Origin of the sequence: Cobetia sp. 29-18-1, from assembly GCF_029846405.1 — a bacterium.
Classification (GTDB): domain Bacteria; phylum Pseudomonadota; class Gammaproteobacteria; order Pseudomonadales; family Halomonadaceae; genus Cobetia; species Cobetia amphilecti.
This window is the reverse complement of sequence record NZ_JARWKS010000014.1, coordinates 19,320-43,977: the sequence shown is the minus strand read 5'-3', so window position 1 is coordinate 43,977 and position 24,658 is coordinate 19,320. Positions and strand designations below refer to the sequence as shown.

The following is a 24,658-nucleotide window of genomic DNA, read 5'->3' as shown; positions in this document are numbered from 1 at the left end:
CAGTCACGGCAAGCAACGCATGCCGGAACTGCATCAGCGGACAGTGTCTGCGCCCCGCCAACGCAAGGTGCGGTCAGGGCGACTTCATGACGTCAGGTTCAGCTGCGCGGAATCTTGAGCAGCTGGCCCACGCGCACCGTGTCGCCACTCATGTTGTTGGCCTGCTTGAGGGCCGCCATGCTCACGTTGTGGCGCTGGGCCACTTCCGACAGCGTATCGCCACTCTTGACGCGATATTCGCCGCCGTTGCCACCGCGTGCCTGGCTGCGCTGCCATGCCAGCAGACTCGCGGGCGGCGGATTGCGCTCGAAGTGGCTCTGGATTCCCGAGAAGATCGAGCGCGCCAGCTTCTCCTGATAGGGGCCGCTATTGAGGTTGCGCTCTTCCTGAGGGTTGGAGATGAAGCCTGTCTCCACCAGCAGCGAGGGGATATCCGGCGACTTGAGCACCACGAAGCCCGCCTGCTCCACCTGACGCTTGTGCAGGGAATTCATGCGCCCGAGGTTGGCCAGCACGCCGCTACCCGCCGCCAGCGAATCGTTGAGCGTCGCGGTCATGGTCAGGTCGAGCAACACGCCACGCAGCATCTCATCCTTGTCATTCAGGCTGAGATTGCCATCCACGCCCCCGATCAGGTCAGCACGGTTTTCGGTGGCGGCCAGCCAGCGTGCTGTCTCGGACGTAGCGCCGCGGCTTGAGAGCGCAAAGACCGAGCTGCCATGCGGGCGCGGACTGTTGAAGGCATCGGCGTGAATCGAGACGAAGAAGTCTGCCTTCTGCTCACGCGCGATCTCGGTGCGCTTGCGCAGCGGAATGTAGTAATCGCTGTTGCGGGTCAGGATGGCCTTGAAGCCGGGCTGGGCATCGAACATGCGCTTGAGGCGCTTGCCGATCTTGAGCACCACATCCTTCTCTCGAGTCCCGCTGGGGCCGCTGGCGCCCGGGTCTTCCCCGCCGTGGCCAGGGTCGATCGCGATGATGATGTCACGTTTGGGATGTGCCGCCGCCTGGGTATTGACCACAGGCTCCGCCGGCTCGCCCTTCAGCTTGCGCTTGGCCGCAGCCTGTTCCTGCTCGCGGATACGGGCCTCGATGGGGTCGATGGGATTCTCGACCGCCGATTCGCCGGGGAACTCGAGATCCACCACCAGGCGATTGCCGTACTTGGCATTCGGCGCCAGCGTGAAGTCCTTGGGATTGACCGGGCGCGTCAGGTCGAGCACCACACGCAGGGCATCCCCTTGACGCCCGCTGCGGATCGACTTGATGGCGCTGCCTTCGAGATTCAGCGCGGCGAACTTGCGCTCGACGGCGGCACTGGCCACTTCACTGCCGGCAAGGTCGATCACCAGACGGCGCGGATTGTCGAGGCCGAAGACCTTGGCCTTGGCGGCACTGTCGAGATCGAACACCAGCCGCGTGTGGTCCGGTGCGGTCCACAGGCGCAGGTTCTCGACCTTGGCGGCCAGCGCCTGCGGCGCCAGCACCAGACTGGCAAGCGAGCAGACGACGCCACCCGCCAGCCAGCGACGGAAGCTGCGCGCCAGACGCATACGGGGGATTTTGGACGCTATTTCAGGCATCAGACAGGATGACCCAGACAGAAAGAACATGAATGAAGATAACGAATGATCGGACACTGCGCCGCCAGACAACGCAAGCGGAACGACGTCATCATGCCTGAGAGGTTCGGCGCTCGGCCAGTGTTGCCAACCAACCCTCACCTCGCGGTGTCAGGGCAGTCAATTCGGCCTCGCGTCCTTCGTCGGCGACGAACAGCGTGATGCGCAGATCCGGCGTGGGCAGAAAGCCCTGACCACAGCTCGGCCACTCGATCAGCGCCAGGCTGTCGGCGGCGAGCAGATCGCGCCCCCCGATGAACTCGAGCTCTTCAGGGTCGGCGAGACGGTAGAGGTCGAAGTGGTTGATGTACCACTCGCCACCCTCGGCCCGTGGCAGCACGTAGGGCTCCACCAGGGTGTAGGTCGGGCTCTTGACCGCGCCCTGGTGACCATAGGCGCGCAGCACACCGCGGGTCAGGGTCGTCTTGCCCGCCCCCAGCTCGCCCTCAAGGAACACCAGCCCGCGGCCGGCAAGGATATTTCCCAATTGAGTGCCGAAGGCAACCTGGGCGTTTTCATCAGACAGAAGTATGCGCATCTCGGGCCCGTGGATTGAGCAATAAATGCATATAGGATGCCAGATCACCTGCGAGCAGGCCACGTTCACCACGCTCCTGCACCGCCCGGTCGGCCGCCAGGGCATGCACCAGCACCCCAAGCCTTGACGCCTGCGCCATGGCGCGCGTGACTCGCCGGGCCTGCGCCGCCTCATCCAGGGAGGAACGCGGCTGACGTGCATCGAAGCCGCCGTTGAGCGCCTGCGCCGCCAGACCGGCGATGATGCCACCCAGCACATCGCCCATGCCGCCACTGGCCATGCCCGGATTGCCATAGGGGCAGAGCGCCACCGCCGGCCCCTCGAGTACCCCCGCAGGACTCGCCACCAGACTGCCCGCGCCCTTGAGCACCACGCTGCCGCCGAAACGCTGCTGGAGTGCTCTTGCGGCTGCGATCCGGTCGTGTTCGACGTCCGCCACACTGCAATCGAGCAAACGCGCGGCCTCGCCGGGATGCGGCGTCAGCACCCAGTCGTCGCGAGGGATGATGTCGCCTTCGCTCGCGCGCCAGGCCAGCAGGCTCAGGCCATCGGCATCCACGACCAGCGGCTGCCCCGCCGCCAGCACCCGCGACATGCCGCCCCAGCCCCACAGCATACTCTCGAGACTCTCGGTACCCATGCCCGGGCCGACCAGCGTCACGCTGGCCTGTGCCAACTGTGATTCCAGCACGGCGAAGCCATCGTGGCTGCTGCCCTCCGGGCCACTCTTGAGGCCGCGCGCCATGACCTCGGGGCAGCGCGTCAGGCTGGCGCTGATATGCGCGGGCGCCGTCAGCAGCGCGACCTTGCCGGCACCGGCCCGCGCCGCTGCCTCACTGGCCAGCAACACCGAGCCCCCCAGCCCCGGCCCGCCGCCGAAGACCAGCACACTGCCGGTATCGCCCTTGTGGGCCAGCGGCGAGCGCGGCACCAGCTCGGACTCCAGCCAGCGCGGTGTCAGCCGCTGCACGGCGTCCTCTGCCAGCAAGGCCGCGGTTCGCGACTGCGCGACCACCTCCGGCAACACGCGCGCCGCGCCCAGGCGCGCCAGACTGACGTGCCCGGCGTGCAGCTCGGCGCGGCCGGTGTGCAGGCCCGGCTTGTCGACCAGAAACGTCAGCGTCACATCCGCTTCCACGGCGACACCCGCGACCGCGCCCGTCGCGGCGTTCAAGCCTGAGGGCACATCCAGCGCCATGACATGCACGCCCTGCTGATGAGCGTGATTGATGCGCTCGATGGCTTCGACCACGCTGCCGCGCGGCGCATCGCGCAGGCCGATGCCGGTCAGCGCATCCACCAGCAAGGGCCAGCCCTTGAGCAGCGCATCCGCCGCCTCCTCATCGGCCTTCGGCCATGCCAGCGTCTCGACACCAGCCTCGCGCGCCGCGATCGCGGCCAGCTGCGCATCACCGGTCAAGGCATCCTCCGGCGTCAAGGCGATGACTCGCACCTCGAAGCCCGCCAGCAATGCCAAGCGCGCCAGCAGATAGCCATCGCCGCCATTGTTGCCGCCGCCACACAGCACGCACAGCCTGCGCGTCTCCGGCCAACGCTGACGCAGCAGATCGAACGCCGATTGCGCGGCGCGCCCCATCAGCCGCTTCTCCACCGGCGCCTCGCTCTGGCCACTGTCAGCGGCGACGGTCTCCTCCGCGAGCATCCAATGCTCCAGATCACGCAGCGCCGCCAACGGCCACAGACAGTTGACCGAACGCCACAGCGTCATGGTTGCCGAAGATGCCGGGGGGCAGGTCTGGTCAGAGGTCGATTCGTGCGCTGTCATGCCTACACTCCTTGTCTGGATATCCATTGCCTGACTGGATGTTCGTTGCCTGTCTGGACGCTCGTTGCCTGCCTGGATATGCGTTGCCTATCGTGAGGCATGGCGCTGCATGCCACCTTCCTTTCTACTGCACCTTACCTGCCGTGCCCACGCCGTCAGGCAGCACGCTTGGGCTGACCGGCAAGTTGCGCTAAGGTGGCGCGCCTCTGCCCTCGATCTCGCTGGAACCCCCATGTCTGCTCCGCACTCATCCACCGCCGCCGCTTCACCTGCCGACACCGGGAGCCCCGCCGCCGATGAACAGGCCATGGCGGAACTGGCGACGCGCATCAAGACATGGGGGCGCGAGCTGGGTTTTCAGCAGGTCGGCATCACCGATGTGGATCTCTCGGCCCACGAGGCCTATCTGGAGCGCTGGCTGGCCAACGGCCATCACGGCGAGATGAACTTCATGGCCAAGCACGGCACCAAGCGCACTCGCCCTGAAGAGCTGGTGCCCGGGACACTGCGCGTCATCAGCGTGCGTCTCGATTACCTGCCGCCTGAGGTCGAGACCACTCAGGTGCTCAGCCAACCCGAACGCGCCTATGTGTCACGCTACGCGCTGGGGCGTGATTACCACAAGCTGATGCGCAAGCGACTGGCCAATCTGGCCAAGCAGATCGAGAAGGAAGTCGGCAAGTTCGGCTATCGCGCCTTCGTCGACTCCGCCCCGGTGATGGAGCGCGCCCTGGCACAGAAGGCCGGCATCGGCTGGTTCGGCAAGAACGCCATGCTGATGAATCAGCAGGCCGGCTGCCTGTTCTTTCTGGGCGAACTCTACACCGACCTGCCCCTGCCGGTGGACGCCCCCTTTGAAAAGGAACACTGCGGCAGCTGCAACGCCTGCAAGGTCGCCTGCCCGACGGATGCCATCGTCGAGGACAAGGTCGTCGATGCGCGGCGCTGCATTTCCTACCTGACCATCGAGCTCGATGGCGCCATCCCCGAGGAATTCCGTCGCCCGATGGGCAACCGCATCTACGGCTGCGATGACTGTCAGCTGTTCTGCCCCTTCACGCGCTTCGCCAAGGCGACCCAGGAGACTGACTTCTCGCCGCGCCATGATCTGGATCGCATCGAGTTGATCCGCCTGTTCTGTTGGGGGGAGCAGGAATTCCTCAGCAAGACGGAAGGCAGCCCGATTCGACGCATCGGCTACGAGAAGTGGCTCTCCAACATCGCCATCGGGCTGGGCAACGCGCCCTGGTCGGAGCAGGTCGAGCATGTGCTGCGCGCCCGTCTGGCCTACCCCAGCGAGCCGCTGCGCGAGCATGTGCGCTGGGCGCTGAAGGAGCAGGCCCTCAAGCGCGGCGCCCGCCTGGCCACCGCGCTTTGAGAGGCGTTGCCTCCAGGGCTTTCGCTTCGAGCGCCCTTGCCTAGAGGAACGATGCTTAGACGATGCCCTGCTGGGTCAGCTTGAGGAAGGTCTTGCGGTAATGCGCAAGCTCCGCCAGTGACTCACGGATATCGTCCATCGCCTGGTGGGTCGCACGCTTCTTGAAACCGTCGAGCGCGGCCGGATTCCAGCGCTTGGCCAGCTCCTTCAGGGTCGAGACATCGATGTTGCGGTAGTGGAAGAATTCTTCCAGCAACGGCATCTCGTGCTGCAGGAAGCGGCGGTCCTGATGCACGCTGTTGCCACACATCGGCGAGGCGCCTGCCGCCACGTGCCGGGCCAGGAACTCGAGGGTCTGGCGTTCGGCTTCGGCGGTATCTATCTGACTTTCCTTGACGCGCTTCACCAGCCCGGACTCACCATGGGTGCGCGTATTCCACTCATCCATCGCCTCCAGCAGGCTGTCCGGCTGATGCACGGCCAGCACCGGGCCTTCGGCGATCAGGTTGAGGTCGCCGTCGGTGACCAGCGTGGCCACCTCGATGATGCGCTCACGCGCCGGGTCGAGACCGGTCATTTCCAGGTCGATCCAGATGAGGCGGTCGGCCTGCGCGGTGGGATTTGCCATGGGTCACTCCTTGCTGAGCAGATGATGGAATGGCGCGGGACGCCAGTCGATGACAGCAGTATCACACGCCATCCCGGGGCGTCGCACGACACCCGAGGGCGCAAAGGGTACAATCGCGCCGCAAAGGGGGGAAGACTCTCCCATCCCTGGCGAACGAACGGCGACCGGAGTCACCAGCCAAGCATGAGTAAACGCAAGCTAAGCCGCCAGCAGCAATGGCGAATCGAGAAGGTGCAGGCCGAGCGTACCAAGCGCGCCGAAAAGCGCGAGACGCAGGACCGTGACAAGCTCGACGCCGGCGAATATGGCCCGGAGCAGCATGGCCGTGTCATCGCCCACTTCGGGCGCAGCCTGGAAGTCGAGAGCGAATCCGGCAGCCTGCACCGCTGCCACCTGCGCGCCAACCTCGAGACGCTGGTCACCGGTGACCGGGTCATCTGGCGCGAAGCCAGCGATGCCAGCGGCGTCGTCGTCGCGCGTGGCGCACGCACCACCGAGCTTGAACGCCCCGACATGCGCGGCGTGCTCAAGCCGGTGGCGGCCAACATCGACCAGATCCTGATCGTGTTCGCCGCCGAACCCGCCCCGCAGCCCAACCTGATCGACCGCTATCTGATCGCCGCGGAAGCCACCGGCATCACGCCGGTGCTGGTGCTCAACAAGGTCGACCTGCTGCCGGAAAGCGGCGGTGAGCTGCGCGACCTGCTGGCGCGCTATGAAGCGCTCGGCTACGAAGTCGTCGCCTGTACCACGCGTGGCGAGTCGGGGCTTGACGCCCTCAAGGCCCAGCTCAGCGACCGCACCTCGGTCTTCGTCGGCCAGAGTGGCGTCGGCAAGTCGTCCCTGATCGGCATGCTGCTGCCCAGGGAAGAGGTTCGTGTCGGCCCGCTGTCGGCCGAATCACGCCAGGGCATGCACACCACCACCACCGCCTGGCTCTATCATATGCCGGATGGCGGTGACCTGATCGACTCGCCCGGCATTCGTGAATTCGGCCTGGTGCACCTGACCCCCGAGCAGGTCACCGACGGCTTCCGCGAGTTCCACGACTATCTCGGCTATTGCCGCTTCCGCGACTGCAAGCATGAGAAGGAGCCGGGCTGCGCCCTGCTTCAGGCCGTGGACAACGGTGAGATCGGCCGCGTGCGCTTCGAAAGCTACAAGAAGATTCTGCTCTCGCTGACCGAGAGCTGATCAGGCGCTATCAAAAAAGCCGTCAACAAAAAGCCCCGCCAGGCAGTGACTGCCTGGCGGGGCTTTTTCATGCTCGAGGCCCTCGAGTTACATCACAGCCTCGAGACACATCACCACCGCTTTCGAAGCCTAGCCTTCCAGCAACAGCAGCAGTGACAGCGCGAACAGCACCCACATGGTCGGGCGAATCTCGCGCGCCTTGCCGACGCCGAGCTTGATGACCACGAAGCTCAGGAAACCGAACACGATACCGTGGGTGATGGAGTAGGTCAGCGGAATCATCACCATGGCGATGAAGGCCGGAATCGCATCATCGAACTGGTGCCAGTGGATCTTGCCGATCGGCTCCATCATGAACACGCCGACCAGAATCAGCGCCGGAGCGGTCGCGATGGACGGCACCAGCGACAGCAGCGGCGCCAGGAACAGGAACGGCAGGAAGCAGAGCGCCACCACCACCGCGACCAGCCCGGTGCGTCCGCCCTGACTGATACCGGCCGCCGATTCAATGTAGGCGTTCGCCGGGCTGGTGCCGAGTGGTGCGGACACCAGCGCCGAGAAGGCATCGACCATCATCGAGCGACGGATATTGCGCGGGTCACCATTCTCGTCCTTCAGATTGCCCGCCTCGGCCACTGCCATGAAGGTCGAGAGCGCATCGAAGAACACCGTGAACAGGATGACGAAGATGAATGGCGCATAGGCCACCTTGAGCGAGCCGAGCAGGTCCAGCGCCAGCAGGCCGCTGAAATCAGGCGCAGCGAAGATACCGGTGAAGTTGACCAGCGTCGGCTGAGCGATCTCCGGCGGGAAGTAGGCGCTGCCATCCCCCCACAGACGCCCGATGGTGGTCGCCATCAGGGTCGTGACGATGATGCCGATGATCAGAGCGCCGTGGATGCGCTTCGCGACCAGGATGGCAGTCAGCGCCAGCCCCAGCAGGAAGACCACCAGTGAGGGCGTCATCGGCGCGACACTGACCACGGTGACAGGGTTGGAGACGATCAGCTTGGCATTCACCAGACCGATCAAGGTGATGAACAGGCCGATACCACAGGCGATGGCGTAGCGAAGCTGAGCGGGAATCGCATCGATCACCAGGCGGCGCACGTTGAATAGGGCCAGTACCGCGAAGATGACGCCGGCCCAGAACACGCAGCCCAGCGCGACCTCCCAGCTCATGCCACCGCCCAGTACCATGGTGTAGGCGAACAGGGCATTGATGCCCATGCCCGGCGCGACCAGGATCGGGTTGCGCGCGTACAGGCCCATCATCAGGCTGCCGAAGAAGCTGACCAGCACGGTCGCCGTGAGGGCGGCACTGAATGGCACGCCGGCGGCTGACAGGATGCCGGGATTGACCACGATGATGTACATCGACGCCATGAAGGTGGCGATGCCCGCCAGCACTTCCGTGCGCGTCGTGGTGCCTTCGGCACGCAGTGAGAATAGGCGCTCGAGCAAGATGATGACTCCCGTTCAGGATGAAGCGATTGAGTAGCAGCTCAGCGTCGACGAGACGCCGACATGCTGCACCGAAATGACACACGTTGAGCGCCCGCACCGCACTCGAAGAGTGCAGCAGCGCCACTGGCGACAGACAGTGTATTGCCTGGGGCCGCGAAGAGGGGGTTCCCGAGGGCCAGAATGTGGCATTCGCCCCAGGCCCGCTGCACTGAAACAAGCGCTTCTTTCGACAAGACCTACTGGCTACAAGACCTACTGGATCTACTGGCTGCTGGCTGGCCTCGCCAGTTGATCAGAAGCCTGTCCAGAAGGCTGTCCAGAAGGTCAGGTCATGGCGCGCACTGTGCCCTGCTGGCACACGCGTCGTCCACGTCTGTACCGTTATGCGTCCGTACTGGGCATTCACACGTTCGCCCCAGAATGTGACGCGCGGCATTATACTGAAAACATGTCGTTTCAGGGGACAAGATGGCAAGGAATCTGGCGCGGTGACACTTCGCCTCGCCGCAGTCACTTGATTGCATCTCTTGATCGCAGTGACTTGACCACAGTGCCAGCCGACGTGCCATGATGCCGGAAAGATCACTCTCTTCGTAGAAGCAAGGATTACGCCATGTCTCACGATTCTTCACACCCTTCCCCCTCGGAAGCCGACCTGCTGCCCTTGATCGTCGAACCGCAGCAGCTCGCGGAGATGCTCGACCATCCTGATATCGTGATCGTCGACGTGCCACTGAAAGCCGAGAGCCATGCGCGTCATGTGCCCGGCGCTCGCCTGCTCGACTTCAAGCAGCTGGTCGGCAGCAATGACGACGACATTCCCGGCGTGCCGAGCCCCGAGGCACTGTCTGGCGTGATGTCAGCCCTTGGCATCACCCGCGACAGCCATGTGGTGGCCTATGACGATGAAGGCGGCGGCTGGGCCGGACGCCTGCTGTGGACCCTGGCGCTGCTCGGTCATACCCGCTACAGCTACCTCAATGGTGGCCTGCACGCATGGCAAGGCGATGGCCTGCCGCTGAGTGACACCGCCAGCGACTGGAGCCCCAGCGAGTATCACGCCGCCTACATGGACACCAGCGTGATGGCGACGCGGGAAGACATTCTCGATCGACTGGCGACCGAGGACCCGCAGGAAAGCGTCGTGGTCTGGGATGCGCGCTCCGCGGAAGAGTATCGTGGCGAGAAGGGCCAGAACGCCCGCCTCGGCCATATCCCGGGCGCCGTGCATTTCGAGTGGACCGAGGCCATGGACCGTGAGCGCAACCTGCGCATCCGCGACTATGCGGAGCTGGTGACGGAACTGGGCGCTCGCGGCCTCAACCCCGAACAGCACATCGTGACGCACTGCCAGAGCCATCACCGCTCCGGTCTGACCTGGCTGGTGGGTCAGGCGCTGGGCTTCAGCGATGTGCGCGCCTATCCGGGCTCCTGGAAGGAATGGGGCAACCGTGACGATACGCCCATCGAACGCTGAAGGCGCTTGATCGCAGACTGGAACGCCCCTGTCCGGCGCCAGCACGCCAAGGCAGGCCATGCCGGGATGACACGCATGGCCTGCCTGGCAACTGTCGCCAGGCCCACGGCTGCGGCAATTCGCAGGCTTGAGCCGTTATTGACGATGGGCTAAGGTGCAGCCCAACTGCTGGCCGCCGCTGTTGCCGGCCAACGCCCGCCCTCTCGAGGAGCGGGCTTTTCATTCCTGAAAGTGCCTGCAAGGATCGCCATCGTGGATCGCGCCAAGCTGTTTTCCCTGAGCCAGTACCCACTGCCCCAGCACCTGATCTCACGCCTCATCGGCCGTGTCGCCGCCTGCACCAATCCGTGGGTCAAGAACACCTTCATCGAGCGCTTCATCAAGGCCTACGGCGTCAACATGAACGAGGCGCTCGAGGAGAATCCGCGTGCCTACGCCTGCTTCAATGACTTCTTCACCCGCGCCCTGAAGGCGGATGCCCGCCCCATCGGCGAAGGCCTGGTGTCACCGGCCGATGGCGTACTGTCCCAGTTCGGCAACATCGAACACGGCACTCTCGTACAGGCCAAGGGTCAGGCATTCTCGCTGACCCAGTTGCTGGGTGGCAGTGAAGAGCGCGCCGCGCCCTTCCGCAACGGTCGCTTCGCCACCGTCTATCTGTCACCGAAGGACTACCATCGCGTCCATATGCCGGTGGCCGGTCGCCTAGTTGAGATGGCCTATGTTCCGGGACGCCTGTTCTCGGTCAACGAAGCCACCGCCAAGCACGTGCCGGGCCTCTTCGCGCGCAACGAGCGACTGGTGTGCATCTTCGAGACCGAACACGGCCCGATGGCCATGGTGCTGGTGGGCGCGATGATCGTCGCGGCGATTAAGACCGTCTGGAGTGGTCAGGTCACGCCGCTTTCCGGTGATGTCGAGACGACCCGTTTCGATCAACTCATCGAGCTGGCGCATGGCGCCGAGATGGGCCGCTTCCAGCTCGGCTCCACCGTGGTGATGTGCTTCCCGGACAGCGTCGAGTTCGATGACGCCCTGACACCGGGCCAGAAGGTCAGCATGGGTCAGTCACTCGGCATGCGCCCGTCTGCGACAGCACCGGCCCCGACCGAGCCAGAAGAGCATGCGACAGAGACGGCGCAGGACACGCCGACCACAGACGAGAAATAAGGTCAGGCCTGGCGCAGCGCGAGCACGACACTCGTGCATAAAGCCCGCACATGAAACCCTGGCATAAAAAAAGGGAAGCCCCTGGCTTCCCTTTTTAACGACAGGAGACTGACCGCGCCCCTCGCCTTCTTGCCTTGCCCCGCGATGAACGTTGCCATCGGGGTGATCACTACCTTCAGTGCCCAAACAGATCAGAGTCCTCCATGACGGGCGTCGCGCTCTAACGACGCGATTGCCGGATGATGCCTCGAAGGCTCCGAGGGTTCGAGCCATCATCTGTCGCCTTCTTTCACCATGCCCGATAAAAGAAGACCCGCTGCGACCATTGCCCTGGTCCTGCCATCACCTTGTCTGCGGGCTTCGCAGGCAAGCGCCAACCCTCCACGCTGACTTCTCCAGTCTAGTCGACGCACGCTCGGCAAGCGTGTTGGTAATAAACGCTGGGATTCACGCAAATCACATCAAAAGCTGCCTCTCATGCCGGCTCTCAAGCACGTGATGCCGGGAAAGCGATGACCGCCGAGATATCGCGCTCCCCCAGCGCCAGCATGATCAGACGATCCAGCCCCAGCGCCACCCCGCTCCCCGCTGGCATTCCCGCCTGCAAGGCCGCCACCAGACGCTGGTCCGCCGCTACCTCAGGCAGGCCCTGGGCGACTCGCGCGGCATTGTCTTCGGCAAAGCGCGCCGCCTGCTCGCTGGCATCAGTCAGCTCGTCATAGCCGTTGGCCAGCTCGATGCCCGCCACGTAGGCCTCGAAGCGCGACGCCACCCAATCACCCTCACTGTCCTGATGCTTGCGCGCCAAGGCTGCCTGCGCGGCCGGGTACTCGGTGACCAGCTCCACGGTAGCTTTTCCCTGCGCTTCTATCCCCTGTGCCCCTCGCCCCTGCGCTCCTGCGCCCTGTGACCCTGAGCCAAGAGTCGGCTCGATCACCAGGCTCATCAGCGCATCCAGGCAGGTCTCATGCGACCAGTCGTCAGCCGCGACCTCACATTCTCGCGCACAGGCGGCTCGCAGCTCCTCGAGCGAGGCCGTGAAGGGGTCCAGCGCCAGCACACGGCGAAACAGCGCACGGTAAGGCGTGATGGCAGGCCCAATCTGGGCGTCTTGAGACTCACTGAGCAGCGACGGCTTACCGGTCAGCTGTGCCCCGAGCGCCATCACGCGCCGGATCAGCTCGCAGGTCTCCGTCATCAGCGCCTCAAGACACATGCCGGGGCGATACCACTCCAGCATGCAGAACTCGGGATTGTGGCGGCGGCTGACCTCGCCATCACGGAAGGCACGCGCGATCTGGAAGATCGGCCCGCTGCCGGCCGCCAGCAGACGCTTCATGTGAAATTCCGGCGATGTCTGCAGCCACAGCGGCACGCGCTCACGCTCGCCCGGCAACTGCGCGGTCAGTGACAATGACGCGAGACCGACATCCGTCGACCCGGCCTGCCCCAGCACCGGCGTTTCCACCTCCAGCACCTCACGCTCGGCGAAGAAGGTGCGCACCTCACTGATCAGACGCGCGCGCTGGACGAGCCGCTCGCGCGTGGCAGTGGGCGCCCAGTCCTCTGCCAGGGCGGCGCCGGGCGCGGCAGCGGCTGAGAGAGGTGAAGCAGCGGCGGAAGAATCGGCATCAGACATGGACAGGCTCGAGGAAGGGATCAGCGGGAGCGCTGGCCAACCGGGAGGGCTGATCGACACGATCGCCCTGCACGAATGACCAGCATGAGTGGCCAGCACAAACGATGATGCCCCGCACGAGGCGAGGCATCAGGGTGTTCACGACGTGAGCGAAAGGGCTCAGGCGCGAGACACGTACTCGGCGCTGCGGGTATCAACCTTGAGGACTTCGCCCTGGTTGATGAACAGCGGCACACGCACCACTGCACCGGAAGACAGGGTTGCCGGCTTGGAGCCACCGTTGGCGGTGTCGCCCTTGAGGCCCGGGTCCGTCTCGACGACTTCCAGCTCGATGAAGTTCGGCGCGGTGACGGCGATCGCGTTGTCGTTCCACAGCGTGATGGTGTAGACGACCTGCTCTTTCAGCCACTTGACCGTGTCGCCCAGCGCCTTGCCATCGACAGCGTACTGCTCGAAGGAGCCATCGGTACGCATGAAGTGCCACATCTCACCGTCGGTGTAGAGGTATTCCATGTCGACTTCCATGACATCGGCGGCTTCGATGCTCTCGCCGGACTTGAAAGTACGCTCCCATACACGACCGGTCTTCAGGTTGCGCAGCTTGACGCGGTTGAAGGCCTGACCCTTGCCCGGCTTGACCAGTTCGTTATCGACGATGGCACAGGGATCATTGTCCAGCATCACTTTCAGACCGGACTTGAATTCGTTGGTAGAATAGTTGGCCATCTTGCTCGCTCTCGACTCGTTAACGGGTCTTGCCCGCCATGAATTCCAGATTGCAGTCAATTGGCTGCAATCATGACTAGAAGTGATGCGCATGATAACCCGAACCCCTGCATCCTTGCATACCATCCCGCACACCAGCCACGAAAGTCGTGCCTCAGAGGCCTTCTCAACTGCCGCTGAAGCCCCGTCTGCCCCGAATGACTGGCGTGCACAGCTACGCGACGTGATCCGCTCTCCACAGGCTCTGCTGGAGCGCCTGGGGCTCGCGCGCGAGTGGCTGCCGGGCGCCCGCGACGGCCATGAGCTGTTCGCGATCCGCGTGCCCGAGGCCTATGCCAGCCGCATCCGCGCCAATGATCCCGACGACCCACTGCTGCGCCAGGTACTGCCGCTGGACGCCGAGACCGACGTGCTCGACGGCTACGTCACCGACCCGCTGGAAGAGGCCGAGCATACGCCGCTGCCGGGGCTGATCCACAAGTACACCAATCGGGTGCTGCTGATGGCCAGCGGCGGCTGCGCGATCAACTGCCGCTACTGCTTCCGCCGTCACTTCCCCTATGACGACCATCAGCCCAGCCGCGCGCAGTGGCAGGATATCCTCGACTACCTGCGCGCTGACGAGCGCATCCACGAGGTGATCCTGTCCGGCGGCGACCCGCTGGTCTCGCCCGACAAGCGCCTGGCGTGGCTGGTGGAGTCGCTGGGTGAGATTCCGCACCTCAAGCGCCTGCGCATCCACACGCGCCTGCCAGTGGTGATTCCGGACCGCGTCAATGACGAGCTGCTCGGCTGGCTGGGTGCCACGCGTCTGCAGAAGGTGCTGGTCATTCACACCAACCATGCCAACGAGCTGGACGACGCCGTCGCTGCCGCGATGACTCGCCTCAAGAGCGCCGGCGTCACCTTGCTCAATCAGGGCGTCATCCTGCGCGGCGTCAATGACAGCGTGGAAGTGCAGACAGCCCTCGCCGAGCGACTCTTCGAGTGCGGCGTACTGCCCTACTACCTGCATGCCTTCGACCCCGTACAGGGTGCCGCCCACTTCGCGGTCAGTGATGAAGAGGCCTGCAACCTGATGGAAGCGCTGCTTGAGCATCTGCCCGGCTTCCTGATGCCGCGCCTGGTACGTGAAGTGCCCGGCCGACGCTCCAAGACACCTCTTTCCAAGCCCCCTCTGTCCAAGCCCCCTCTGTCCAAGCCCACAGTGTCCAAGACACATCCGGGAGTCGACGCCGCCACCACTGGCCCTTCGGCGTCTTCCCCTGCGGGTGACGAGCGAGAGCCATCTTCGCTCAACCTGACGGGTATCATCGCCAGCGCGTGAATGGCGCACTGGCAGCGTGAGGCAACAACAGGCGGCGTGCTGCGCAAAATTTGCTACTATCGCTGGCCAATTTCATCATCGGCACACGCCCCGAGAGGCGTGGCCATGCTCAAGGAGCCCACCACATGCCTCATCTCGTCATTGATTATGCCGACAGTCTGGCCCCCAGCCTCGACATGGACGCGATCATGGATGACCTGCATGCCGCTGCCATGCAAAGTGGCCTGTTCAAGGAAACCGACATCAAGGTGCGCGCGGAAAGCTGGCGCCACTGGCGTCTGGCCGGCAATCAGGCACCGCTGGCGCACAAGCACGGCTTCGTCAACCTGCACTGCCACCAGCTGGAAGGCCGCAGCGATGACGACAAGTCGCGCCTGGCGGATATCCTGATGGAGGCCCTCAAGCCTCACTGCGAGGCGGCCCGCGAAGTCAGCGTGGAGATCGTCGAGATCACCCGCGCGACCTATCGCAAGCACAAGGCCTGAGCGCAAAAGTGACTCACCGCCCCTGAGGCCGTAGACGAAAACGCCCCGTGGCCGAAAGCCACGGGGCGTTTTTCCTTCTCATGATCAGCGATTCAGCCAACAGGCGAACTCAGGTGCCCGTCATGGCCATCGGGACGTGAAGCAGGTCATTGAGACGATGGGCGTGCTCGGCGGCCTCACGGCCCACCGACGTCAGATAGCCGCCATCCGGCAGCGTGGTCAACCCCTTGGCATGCAGACGCTCGGCGGCGGCCACCATGTCGGGACTGGCATCGTGGCGAATCTTCAAACCCTTGAGGGCGGCATCATGCGGAAAAAGGCACAGCAGGTGCAGTTCATCGTCATAGGGTGACGGCATGGGCAAACTCCTGACGGCGTGGCGAGTGGCGTTTCAGTATGGCGTCAACTGACGAGCGACGAGTCGTCGGCGCTTCCCCTCCAGTCTAGCCCTTACACCCGAAAGCGCATTGCTGCTTTGGGACTATTCTGCGACCTGATGACCAGACGACAACGCCCCCATCGCGGCGGCGATGGGGGCGTTGTCACTCACACACTGGCTTGTCACTCAGCGCAGGCGTTCAGCGGCTGAATCACGGATCAGTGCTCGAGATCCTGCTGGCGATAGCCCATCAGGTAGAGCACGGCATCCAGGCCCAGGGTCGAGATCGACTGGCGCGCCTGTTCACGCACCAGCGGCTTGGCGCGGAAGGCGATGCCCAGCCCCGCCTCGGCCAGCATCTTGAGGTCATTGGCACCGTCACCGACGGCGATGGTCTGCTCCATATGCAGGCCATGACGCTCGGCGATCTCGCGCAGCAGCAGCGCCTTGCGCTCGGCATCGACGATCGGCTCGCGCACTTCACCGGTGACCTTGCCATTGACGATCACCAGCTCATTGGCGTGGATCTCATCGAAACCCAGCAGCTGCTGAAGATGACGCGCGAAGTAGGTGAAGCCGCCGGACAGGATCGCGGTGCGATAGCCCAGCGCCTTGAGGTTGGCCATCAGGCGCTCGACCCCATCCATCAGCGGCAGATTGGCGGCGATATCGGCCAGCACCGACTCATCCAGGCCTTCCAGCTTGCTCATGCGTTCGCGGAAGCTTTCCTTGAAGTCCAGCTCGCCCCGCATGGCACGCTCGGTGACTTCCGAGACTTCCTCGCCGACACCGTGACGGCGCGCCAGCTCGTCGATCACCTCGGTCTGGATCAGCGTCGAATCCATGTCGAAGCAGATCAGGCGACGATGACGACGCCAGATATCGTCTTCCTGGATCGCGATATCGACACCGTGCAGCGCGCCCAGCGCCAGCGCCTTCTCGCGCAGGGCATTGATGTCGGTGTCACTCTCCGGCAGGCGCAGCCAGCACTCGACACAGGCGCCTTCGGCCGGTGACTCGCCATCCAGCGGCTCACGCCCCGACAGACGATGCATCAGCTCGACGGTGATGCCGAATTCGGCTGTCAGGCCACCGACCTCGGCCAGAATGCCGGCCGGCAGACACGGCGCCAGCAGCGTCAGAATCCAGCGCGGGCGCTCCGCCTGATGGCTCCAGCGCGCATATTCCTCAGCACCGACCTGCACGGCCTGCACATCCAGCCCCAGCTGTTCACCGGCGGCGGCCAGCGCGGCCTCCAGATCGGACTCCGCGCCGAGAGCCACCAGCGCTTCCAGCGACACCAGCCCGAAGGTCACGCTCTGATTGATGTCCAGCAGTCGTGCGCCGCTGCGCGCCAGCGCCTGACCAAGCCCTGCCAGCTGTCCTGGACGAGCCGTACCGGTGGCACGGATCAAGATACGTTGTGTCATTGGAAAATCATTCCTGAGCAATGAATCATCAAGGTGTCGCCCACGGGGCATGTCGGCGTCAACGCCGACGCACCTCAGCTAACAAGCCAGGCCATCCGGCCCGGATTCAACTATCGACGGCCAGACGGTCGACCTTCTGGAAGCCCTTGGGCAGCTTGCTGCCGCGGCGGCCACGCTCGCCACGATAATAATCGAGATCCGCCCCCTTGAGCAGGGTCTTGCGCTTGCCGGCATGCACCACCAGGGTCGCGCCGGCGGGCAAGACCACCAGCGAGCGCACGAACTCCTCGCGGTTGGCGGCGCGTTCGCCCGGAATCGACAGCATCTTGTTACCCTTGCCCTTGGACATCTCGGGCAGCTCGGAGAGCGGGAAGACCAGCAGACGCCCTTCGTTGGACACCACCGCCACTTCCAAGGCCGCGGGCGCGCCATCGGCAGCCTCCGGCACTGTCGGCACCTCGACCGGTGGCAGCACCGCACAGCCGCGCGGCAAGGTCAGCGCTGCCTTGCCGGACTTGTTCTTGCCGGTGAGCTGCTCGAGCGTGGTCACGAAGCCATAGCCGCCATCGGAGGCCAGCAGATAGCGCGCGGAAGGCGCATCGAGCAGCAGTCCGACCATCGCCGCCCCCGCCGCCGGGTTCATGCGCCCGGTGATCGGTTCGCCCTGCCCGCGTGCACTGGGCAGATTGTGCGCGGCCAGGGTGTAGGCACGCCCGGTGTCATCCAACAGCACCAGCGGCTGATTGGTCTTGCCGCGCGCCGCCAGATGGAAGCGGTCGCCGGCCTTGTAGGACAGGCCTTCGGGGTCGATATCATGCCCCTTGGCGGCACGGATCCAGCCCTTCTCGGACAGCGCGACGGTGATCGGGTCGGCGCCCATCAGCTCGACTTCCGACAGCGCCTTGGCTTCGCCGCGCTCGACCAGCGGCGAGCGACGTGCATCACCGAAGTCGGTGGCGGCCTGCTCAAGCTCACTGTCGATCAGGTCCGTCAGTGCCTCGTCATTGCCCAGCAGATGCTTGAGGTGCTTGCGCTCGCGCTTGAGCTCGTCCTGCTCGCCACGCAGCTTCATCTCTTCAAGACGCGCCAGGTGACGCAGACGCAGCTCGAGGATCGCCTCGGCCTGACGCTCGGAGAGCTGGAAGGTCTCGATCAGGCTGGCCTTGGGGTCTTCTTCCTCGCGGATGATGCGAATCACCTCGTCGAGATTCAGATAAGCCGTCAGCAGACCCTCGAGGATATGCAGGCGGTCCTCAACCTTGGCCAGACGATGCTCGAGGCGACGACGCACGGTGGCGCGACGATAGCGCAGCCACTCGGCGAGCATCTCGTGCAGCGCCATCACCCGCGGGCGCCCCTTGAGGTCGATGACGTTCATGTTGACGCGTGCGTTCTTCTCGAGGTCCGTGGTGGCGAACAGGTGCGCCATCAGGCCTTCGATATCGACACGATTGGAGCGCGGCTGAATCAGCAGGCGCGTCGGGTTCTCGTGGTCGGACTCATCACGCAGGTCCGCGACCATCGGCAGCTTCTTGGCCTGCATCTGGGCGGCGATCTGCTCGATCACCTTGGCGCCGGAGACCTGATACGGCAGCGCCGTGATCACGATATCGCCCTCTTCCAGCACGTAGCGGGCGCGCATCTTCACGCTGCCACGACCGGTGCGGTAGAGCTTGGCGAGGTCGGTGCGCGGCGTGATGATCTCCGCCTCGGTGGGGAAGTCCGGTGCCGGCAGGTACTCCATCAACTGATCGCTGTCGGAGTCCGGATGACGCAGCAGATGGCGGGTGGCGGCCACGACTTCATGCACGTTGTGCGGCGGGATGTCGGTCGCCATGCCCACCGCGATACCGGTAGTGCCGTTGAGCAGCACATTGGGCAGACGCGCCGGCAGCACCTTGGGCTCGTTCATGGTGCCATCGAAGTTGGGCACCCAGTCGACGGTACCCTGGGAGAGCTCGGACAGCAGCACCTCGGAGTACTTCGACAGCCGCGATTCGGTGTAACGCATCGCCGCGAAGGACTTGGGGTCATCCTGGCTACCCCAGTTGCCCTGGCCATCCACCAGCGGGTAGCGATAGCTGAACGGCTGCGCCATCAGCACCATCGCCTCGTAACAGGCGCTGTCGCCGTGGGGGTGGAACTTGCCCAGCACGTCGCCGACGGTACGCGCCGACTTCTTGTACTTGGCGTTGGCCGTCAGGGACAGTTCGCGCATGGCGTAGACGATGCGGCGCTGTACCGGCTTCATGCCATCGCCGACATGCGGCAAGGCGCGGTCGAGAATCACGTACATCGAGTAGTCGAGGTACGCCTTTTCGGTGTAGTCGCGCAGGGCCAGACGTTCGACGTCACCCTCCGCGACCTGGATATCCATGCTCATGGGCGCTTGACCTTGATTACGAGCGTAAAACCGGGGAGCGCCTGACTGTGGCGCTCCCGAAAGAATGCTGTCGCGCAGATTGTCTGGCTTTCGAAGTTCAGCTGCGCTCGAAGCTCACGATGATCAGACCTCGATGTCGGCCATGTTGCCGTAGTCCTCGAGCCAGCTCTTGCGATCACTGGCGCGCTTCTTGGCCAGCAGCATGTCGAGCATCTCGTGGGTGCCGTCATCCGCACTGCGCGTCAGCTGCACCAGACGGCGGGTGTCCGGCGCCATGGTCGTTTCCCGCAGCTGCAGCGGATTCATCTCACCCAGACCCTTGAAGCGCTGCACATTGGGCGTGCCACGCTTGCTCTCGAGCTGCTTGAGGATGTGCGCCTTCTCGCTCTCGTCCAGGGCGTAATGCACTTCCTTGCCCAGGTCGATGCGGTACAGCGGCGGCATGGCGACGAAGACGCGCCCGGCATCCACCAGCGCCGGGAAGTGACGCACGAACAGCGCGCACAGCAGCGTGGCGATGTGCAGACCATCGGAGTCGGCATCCGCCAGGATGCAGACCTTGTGATAGCGCAGCTTGGTGAGGTCGTCCGAGCCCGGGTCCAGGCCGATGGCGACCGCAATGTCGTGGACTTCCTGGGAGGAGTAGATGTCATGCGACTCGACTTCCCAGGTATTGAGGATCTTGCCACGCAGCGGCAGGATCGCCTGAGTCTCGCGGTTGCGGCCCTGCTTGGCGCTGCCGCCGGCGGAGTCACCCTCGACCAGAAACAGCTCGCTGTCGGCAGGGTCGGAGCTTGAGCAGTCCGAGAGCTTGCCCGGCAGCGCAGGCCCGGAGGTGACCTTCTTGCGCGCGACCTTCTTGGCGCTCTTCAGACGGCGTTGGGCCGCCGAGATCACCAGCTCCGCCAGCGCTTCGGCCTGATCGACATGGTGGTTGAGCCACAGCGAGAAGGCGTCCTTGACCACGCCGGAGACGAAGGCGGCGACGCTGCGTGAGGACAGACGCTCCTTGGTCTGGCCGGCGAACTGCGGATCGAGCATCTTCACCGACAGCACGAAGGCTGCGCGCTCCCACAGGTCATCCGCGCTCAGCTTGACGCCACGCGGCAGCAGGCTGCGGTAGTCGCAGAATTCCTTGAGCGCCTCGAGCAGACCGGAGCGCAGGCCATTGACGTGGGTGCCGCCCAGCGGCGTGGGGATCAGGTTGACGTAGGGTTCCTGCACCAGCTCACCGCCTTCCGGCAGCCACTGGATCGCCCAGTCGACCCCGTGCTCCTCGTCCTCGAAATGGCCGACGAACGGCGATTCCGGCAGGCGCTCGTAGCCATCGGTGGCGCCGAGCAGGTAATCGCGCAGGCCATCCTCGTAGTGCCAGGTCGTCTCGCTGCCATCGGTCTCGATGAGCACGACCTTGAGGCCCGGACACAGCACGGCCTTGGCACGCAGCAGGTGGCGCAGACGCGGCATCGCCAGGCGCGGGCTGTCGAAGTAGCTCTCGTCCGGCCAGAAGCGCACCAGGGTGCCGGTATTGCGCTTGCCGACGGTGCCGATCTGGGTCAGCTCCTCGGCCTTCTCGCCATTCTCGAAGGCGATGCGCTGACGCAGGCCATCGCGGCACACTTCCACTTCCAGACGCGTCGACAGCGCATTGACCACCGAGACGCCCACGCCGTGCAGGCCGCCGGAGAAGCGATAGCTGTCCTGGGAGAACTTGCCCCCCGCGTGCAGCTTGGTGAGGATCAGCTCGATGCCGGTCACGCCATGCTCGGGGTGGATGTCGGTGGGCATGCCACGACCGTCATCGCCGACCTCGATACCGCCATTCTCGAGCAGGCGCACGCGGATTTCCTTCGCGTGCCCCGCCAGCGCCTCATCGACGGAGTTGTCGATGACTTCCTGCGCCAGATGGTTGGGCCGAGAAGTGTCGGTATACATGCCGGGCCGCTTGCGGACCGGTTCGAGGCCGGAGAGGACCTCAATGGAACTGGCGCTGTACTGACTCATCGCAGCCTTGTGTCCTTGGTGTTGACGTCCGCCATCCGACTCGCCATTTCACGTGCGCGAGACGGACAACGGATTCCTGAAAAATGAGAGACCGGCGCCTGGCGTTCAGCATCAAACGCCCTGCCAAGTCGTGCCAATCCATGTCGTGCCAAGAGGTGCCGTGCCCAGCCAGGTCGTGGTGTCTCGTAGCAGAAAGCACCACGCACATGACCTGCTAGTCCGGCGCGACATGCATCGCCGCTGCGGTGGCGGGGGCCAGCCGGTGCCCGCCATGCGCCATGATCGCCGGCAGATATTCCGCCAGCTGCGCAAAGCCGTGATCGCCACCCGGTGTGATGATCAAGCGACTTCCCTGATAGAGCCCTGCGGCATCATTGACATCCAATGTCTCATCGGCCGTCGCCAACAGCACCAGGGTGCGCTGCGCCGTGACCGGTTCCGCTTCCAATGCGAGCAGCCCGGGCCCGAAATCCTCGGTGACGGTGAACGTCACGCCGGTATAGGGGTTGGCATGCACCGAACCGAGCCATTCGCTGACCAGTCGCGCGGGACGCACGGCCGGATTGATCAGCACGCTGCGCGGCCCTTGACGCCAGACGCTCTGAGAAGGGCCTGCCGGCCCCTCGAGGCGTGCGGCCTCACGCGCGACCAGCCAGGTGGCCAGAAAGCCGCCCATGGAACTGCCGATCACCATGATGGCGTCATCACAGGCGGGGTCTGCGGGGTCCAGCGCCAGACGCTCACACAACGTGAGATAGGCCGCGTTGACCGCCGCCTGACCCGCGCCGGGCTCCGGGGGGATGTCCGGCATCACGCACGGCAGGCCGAACTGCTCTGCCGCGCGCTGCATCAAGCGTGCCTTGGGCGAACAACTGGCCGAATTGAAGCCGTGCAGATACAGCAGACCCTTGACGGGCGCGGTGGCGTGCATCGCTGCCGTATCTGACGGAAAGGGGGAATTGGCCATCAGCACTCCCGACAACACGCCAGACCGCGAAACCTCCCCTCCCACGCCCCAAGATGGCTGGGCATCTCTCAAGCGTTGATACGCTGGAAGCAGGGTTTTCGACGGTCCGCGTCGTGCTGTCTAGTGTAAACGATTGATTCGCTTATAGGATAGCGAGAATACTGTATAAATCAACAGAGAGCGACGACTGACGTCGCCGCTCGTCTTGCATGGCATATCAGCATGCCCTCACTCACTCACACACTCACTCTCACTCACATCCGCCGTGGGCTCAGCGCGGGTCCTGATCCTGGGCTGCCCACACCGCTTCGATCAGCGCACGGCTGGAGGCATCCAGTGTGTCGAAGCCTTCGCCGGTGGTCATGGTCGCTTCGGTGGCGGTGGCGATCTGCTTGCCCAGCTCCACGCCCCACTGATCGAACGGGTTGATATCCCAGATGGTGGCCTGAACGAAGACCTTCTGCTCGTAGAGCGCAATCAACGCACCCAGCGTTTCCGGTGTGAGCGTCTCCAGCAGCAGCGTGGTCGACGGCTGATTGCCACGGTAGCGCTTGTGGTTCGGCTGCGCCTCATCACCGGGGATGGCGTCATCACCCAGCATCAGCACACGTGACTGGGCGAAGCAGTTGGCCAGCGTCAGGCGGTGCTGTGCCTTGAGGTGGGCGCGTGTCTCGGCGTCCTCGACATGGTCATAACGGCACATCGGCGCGATGAAGTCACACTCGACCGCCTGGGTGCCCTGGTGCAGCAGCTGATAGAAGGCGTGCTGGGCGTTCGGCCCCAGCTGGCCCCACAGCACCGGACAGGTCGAGTAGTCGATCATCTCGCCATCGTTGGTCACCGACTTGCCATTGGATTCCATCTCCAGCTGCTCGAGGTAGCTTGCGAAGTACTCCAGGCGACCGTCGTAGGGCAGGATGGAGTGGGCGCGGATGTCGAGGAAGTTGTTGTTCCAGATCCCGGCCAGCGCCAGCAGCACCGGCAGGTTGTCTTCCAGCGGCGCGGTGCGGAAGTGCTCATCCAGCTCATGCGCCCCGGCCAGCAGGCGACGGAAGTTGTCCATGCCGACATTGAGCGCGATGGGCAGACCGATGGTGCCCCACAGCGAATAGCGACCGCCGACCCAATCCCAGAACAGCAGCTGATGTTCCGGTGCGATGCCCCACTCGGTCATCTTCTCCGGCTTGGCGGAAGCGCCGATGAAGTGCTGGCGGTTGATCAGCGCCTCGAGGCGCCCTTCCGGGTCGAGGCGTGATTTGAGCCAGTCGCGCGCGGTGCGGGCATTGGACAGCGTGTCGATGGTCGAGAATGACTTGGAGGACAGGATGAACAGCGTGGTTTCCGGGCTGAAGGATTCCAGATAATCCGCCAGCTGGGAGCCATCCATGGTCGAGGCGAAGTGCACGCCGATCTCGTGGATGTCCTTGGGACGGCAATCGCTCAGGGCGCTGGAGACCATCAGCGGGCCCAGGTCCGAGCCACCGACACCGAGGTTGACCACATCGGTGATCGGCTTGCCGGTGGCGCCGCGCCACTGGCCGCTGTGGAAGGTGTCGACCATCTCGGCCAGGTGCTCGAGGCTCTCGTGGATGGCCGGCACGATATCCTCGCCGTCCACCTCGAGGCTGGCGGAGCGCGGCAGACGCAGCGCGGCGTGCAGCGCCGGACGGTCTTCGGAGCGATTGACATGCTCACCGGCCAGCAGGCGCTTGATGCCCTGCTCGACGCCGGTTTCGCGCGCCAGATCCAGCAGCAGCTCCAGGGTCTCGCCCTTGAGGCGCTGCTTGGAGAGATCCAGACGCAGCCCCGCGGCAGAGCGTGTGAAGGTCGCCACTCGGTCACGCCCTTGCGCCGCATCCTCGGCGAACAGGTCCTTCAGATGCACATCGGCCATCTGCTCTTGATGATGGCGCGCGAGAGCCTGCCAGGCCTGGGTATTACGACGCGCAGAACGTGCCGCTGATTGAGTGGACATGGCCACCTCTCTCCTTGAAGTGTAATGACCGGCCCTGCATGGCCCGGCCTGAAATCGATTGATGGAGGCATCACCCGCCAGCC

At 64.5% G+C, this 24,658-nt stretch carries 19 protein-coding genes; 6 read left to right on the top strand and 13 right to left on the bottom strand.

What is annotated here, in order from left to right:
* Positions 1-98: 98 nt before the first annotated feature.
* From QD208_RS11810 to QD208_RS11800, 3 genes are all read right to left on the bottom strand, one after another.
* Positions 99-1,553 (bottom strand): N-acetylmuramoyl-L-alanine amidase, encoded by a 1,455-nt coding sequence (locus tag QD208_RS11810; protein ID WP_043335201.1) that lies wholly within the window; start codon positions 1,551-1,553, stop codon positions 99-101.
* 121 nt (positions 1,554-1,674) lie between these two features.
* Positions 1,675-2,160, bottom strand: a complete 486-nt coding sequence (tsaE, locus tag QD208_RS11805) for a tRNA (adenosine(37)-N6)-threonylcarbamoyltransferase complex ATPase subunit type 1 TsaE (RefSeq protein WP_279836908.1) — start codon at positions 2,158-2,160, stop codon at positions 1,675-1,677.
* A complete protein-coding gene (locus tag QD208_RS11800) occupies positions 2,141-3,946 on the bottom strand; it encodes an NAD(P)H-hydrate dehydratase (RefSeq protein ID WP_279836907.1) in 1,806 nt (601 codons plus the stop codon). The genes tsaE and QD208_RS11800 overlap by 20 nt, the downstream gene beginning before the upstream one ends.
* A gap of 307 nt (positions 3,947-4,253) precedes the next feature.
* On the opposite strand from QD208_RS11800, the gene queG reads away from it, so the two are divergent.
* The gene (gene queG, locus QD208_RS11795) at positions 4,254-5,324 is read left to right on the top strand and encodes a tRNA epoxyqueuosine(34) reductase QueG (RefSeq protein ID WP_279836951.1); all 1,071 of its coding nucleotides are present in this window, start codon (positions 4,254-4,256) and stop codon (positions 5,322-5,324) included.
* 55 nt (positions 5,325-5,379) lie between these two features.
* Here queG and orn read toward each other — a convergent pair whose 3' ends face one another.
* Positions 5,380-5,952, bottom strand: a complete 573-nt coding sequence (gene orn, locus QD208_RS11790) for an oligoribonuclease (protein WP_107335235.1) — start codon at positions 5,950-5,952, stop codon at positions 5,380-5,382.
* Between the two features lie 183 nt (positions 5,953-6,135).
* Here orn and rsgA point away from each other — a divergent pair, with 183 nt between their 5' ends.
* Complete coding sequence (gene rsgA / locus QD208_RS11785) at positions 6,136-7,146, top strand: small ribosomal subunit biogenesis GTPase RsgA (protein ID WP_192837873.1); 1,011 nt, start codon at positions 6,136-6,138, stop codon at positions 7,144-7,146.
* A gap of 129 nt (positions 7,147-7,275) precedes the next feature.
* Here the strand turns inward: rsgA and QD208_RS11780 are convergent, their stop codons facing one another.
* Entirely contained in the window at positions 7,276-8,610 is a 1,335-nt protein-coding gene (locus QD208_RS11780; protein WP_153635353.1) for an NCS2 family permease, read from the bottom strand.
* Positions 8,611-9,226: 616 nt separating this feature from the next.
* Between QD208_RS11780 and QD208_RS11775 the strand changes: the two genes are divergently transcribed.
* Both QD208_RS11775 and asd read left to right on the top strand, forming a co-directional pair.
* A complete protein-coding gene (locus QD208_RS11775; protein ID WP_153635352.1) occupies positions 9,227-10,090 on the top strand; it encodes a rhodanese-like domain-containing protein in 864 nt (287 codons plus the stop codon).
* Between the two features lie 252 nt (positions 10,091-10,342).
* A complete protein-coding gene (asd, locus tag QD208_RS11770) occupies positions 10,343-11,260 on the top strand; it encodes an archaetidylserine decarboxylase (protein WP_153635351.1) in 918 nt (305 codons plus the stop codon).
* A 487-nt stretch (positions 11,261-11,747) separates the two neighbouring features.
* Here the strand turns inward: asd and QD208_RS11765 are convergent, their stop codons facing one another.
* Both QD208_RS11765 and efp read right to left on the bottom strand, forming a co-directional pair.
* A complete protein-coding gene (locus tag QD208_RS11765) occupies positions 11,748-12,833 on the bottom strand; it encodes an EF-P lysine aminoacylase GenX (RefSeq protein WP_279836950.1) in 1,086 nt (361 codons plus the stop codon).
* Between the two features lie 225 nt (positions 12,834-13,058).
* The gene (gene efp / locus QD208_RS11760) at positions 13,059-13,625 is read right to left on the bottom strand and encodes an elongation factor P (RefSeq protein WP_043335182.1); all 567 of its coding nucleotides are present in this window, start codon (positions 13,623-13,625) and stop codon (positions 13,059-13,061) included.
* A 91-nt stretch (positions 13,626-13,716) separates the two neighbouring features.
* Between efp and epmB the strand changes: the two genes are divergently transcribed.
* Both epmB and QD208_RS11750 read left to right on the top strand, forming a co-directional pair.
* Positions 13,717-14,952, top strand: a complete 1,236-nt coding sequence (epmB, locus tag QD208_RS11755; protein ID WP_153635350.1) for an EF-P beta-lysylation protein EpmB — start codon at positions 13,717-13,719, stop codon at positions 14,950-14,952.
* Positions 14,953-15,077: 125 nt separating this feature from the next.
* Positions 15,078-15,437 (top strand): 5-carboxymethyl-2-hydroxymuconate Delta-isomerase, encoded by a 360-nt coding sequence (locus QD208_RS11750; RefSeq protein ID WP_043335180.1) that lies wholly within the window; start codon positions 15,078-15,080, stop codon positions 15,435-15,437.
* Between the two features lie 109 nt (positions 15,438-15,546).
* Here QD208_RS11750 and QD208_RS11745 read toward each other — a convergent pair whose 3' ends face one another.
* From QD208_RS11745 to pgi, 6 genes are all read right to left on the bottom strand, one after another.
* Entirely contained in the window at positions 15,547-15,795 is a 249-nt protein-coding gene (locus QD208_RS11745; protein ID WP_043335179.1) for a TIGR02647 family protein, read from the bottom strand.
* A gap of 239 nt (positions 15,796-16,034) precedes the next feature.
* Positions 16,035-17,246, bottom strand: a complete 1,212-nt coding sequence (gene serB / locus QD208_RS11740) for a phosphoserine phosphatase SerB (protein WP_153635349.1) — start codon at positions 17,244-17,246, stop codon at positions 16,035-16,037.
* Between the two features lie 106 nt (positions 17,247-17,352).
* Positions 17,353-19,629: a DNA topoisomerase IV subunit A gene (gene parC / locus QD208_RS11735; protein ID WP_279836906.1), complete on the bottom strand. Its 2,277-nt coding sequence runs from the start codon at positions 19,627-19,629 to the stop codon at positions 17,353-17,355.
* 123 nt (positions 19,630-19,752) lie between these two features.
* Entirely contained in the window at positions 19,753-21,633 is a 1,881-nt protein-coding gene (parE, locus tag QD208_RS11730; RefSeq protein WP_279836905.1) for a DNA topoisomerase IV subunit B, read from the bottom strand.
* 214 nt (positions 21,634-21,847) lie between these two features.
* Positions 21,848-22,600, bottom strand: a complete 753-nt coding sequence (locus tag QD208_RS11725; RefSeq protein WP_233593451.1) for a YqiA/YcfP family alpha/beta fold hydrolase — start codon at positions 22,598-22,600, stop codon at positions 21,848-21,850.
* A 271-nt stretch (positions 22,601-22,871) separates the two neighbouring features.
* The gene (pgi, locus tag QD208_RS11720; RefSeq protein ID WP_107335238.1) at positions 22,872-24,575 is read right to left on the bottom strand and encodes a glucose-6-phosphate isomerase; all 1,704 of its coding nucleotides are present in this window, start codon (positions 24,573-24,575) and stop codon (positions 22,872-22,874) included.
* Positions 24,576-24,658: the final 83 nt, after the last annotated feature.

Coding starts and splice junctions, on each gene's coding strand:
- parC (WP_279836906.1), bottom strand. CDS start 19,629: ATGAGCATGGATATCCAGGTCGCGGAGGGTGACGTCGAACGTCTGGCC.
- orn (WP_107335235.1), bottom strand. CDS start 5,952: ATGGCAAATCCCACCGCGCAGGCCGACCGCCTCATCTGGATCGACCTG.
- tsaE (WP_279836908.1), bottom strand. CDS start 2,160: ATGCGCATACTTCTGTCTGATGAAAACGCCCAGGTTGCCTTCGGCACT.
- QD208_RS11775 (WP_153635352.1), top strand. CDS start 9,227: ATGTCTCACGATTCTTCACACCCTTCCCCCTCGGAAGCCGACCTGCTG.
- parE (WP_279836905.1), bottom strand. CDS start 21,633: ATGAGTCAGTACAGCGCCAGTTCCATTGAGGTCCTCTCCGGCCTCGAA.
- QD208_RS11745 (WP_043335179.1), bottom strand. CDS start 15,795: ATGCCGTCACCCTATGACGATGAACTGCACCTGCTGTGCCTTTTTCCG.
- pgi (WP_107335238.1), bottom strand. CDS start 24,575: ATGTCCACTCAATCAGCGGCACGTTCTGCGCGTCGTAATACCCAGGCC.
- queG (WP_279836951.1), top strand. CDS start 4,254: ATGGCGGAACTGGCGACGCGCATCAAGACATGGGGGCGCGAGCTGGGT.
- serB (WP_153635349.1), bottom strand. CDS start 17,246: ATGACACAACGTATCTTGATCCGTGCCACCGGTACGGCTCGTCCAGGA.
- QD208_RS11810 (WP_043335201.1), bottom strand. CDS start 1,553: ATGCGTCTGGCGCGCAGCTTCCGTCGCTGGCTGGCGGGTGGCGTCGTC.
- QD208_RS11800 (WP_279836907.1), bottom strand. CDS start 3,946: ATGACAGCGCACGAATCGACCTCTGACCAGACCTGCCCCCCGGCATCT.
- epmB (WP_153635350.1), top strand. CDS start 13,717: ATGATAACCCGAACCCCTGCATCCTTGCATACCATCCCGCACACCAGC.
- efp (WP_043335182.1), bottom strand. CDS start 13,625: ATGGCCAACTATTCTACCAACGAATTCAAGTCCGGTCTGAAAGTGATG.
- QD208_RS11725 (WP_233593451.1), bottom strand. CDS start 22,600: ATGGCCAATTCCCCCTTTCCGTCAGATACGGCAGCGATGCACGCCACC.
- QD208_RS11750 (WP_043335180.1), top strand. CDS start 15,078: ATGCCTCATCTCGTCATTGATTATGCCGACAGTCTGGCCCCCAGCCTC.
- rsgA (WP_192837873.1), top strand. CDS start 6,136: ATGAGTAAACGCAAGCTAAGCCGCCAGCAGCAATGGCGAATCGAGAAG.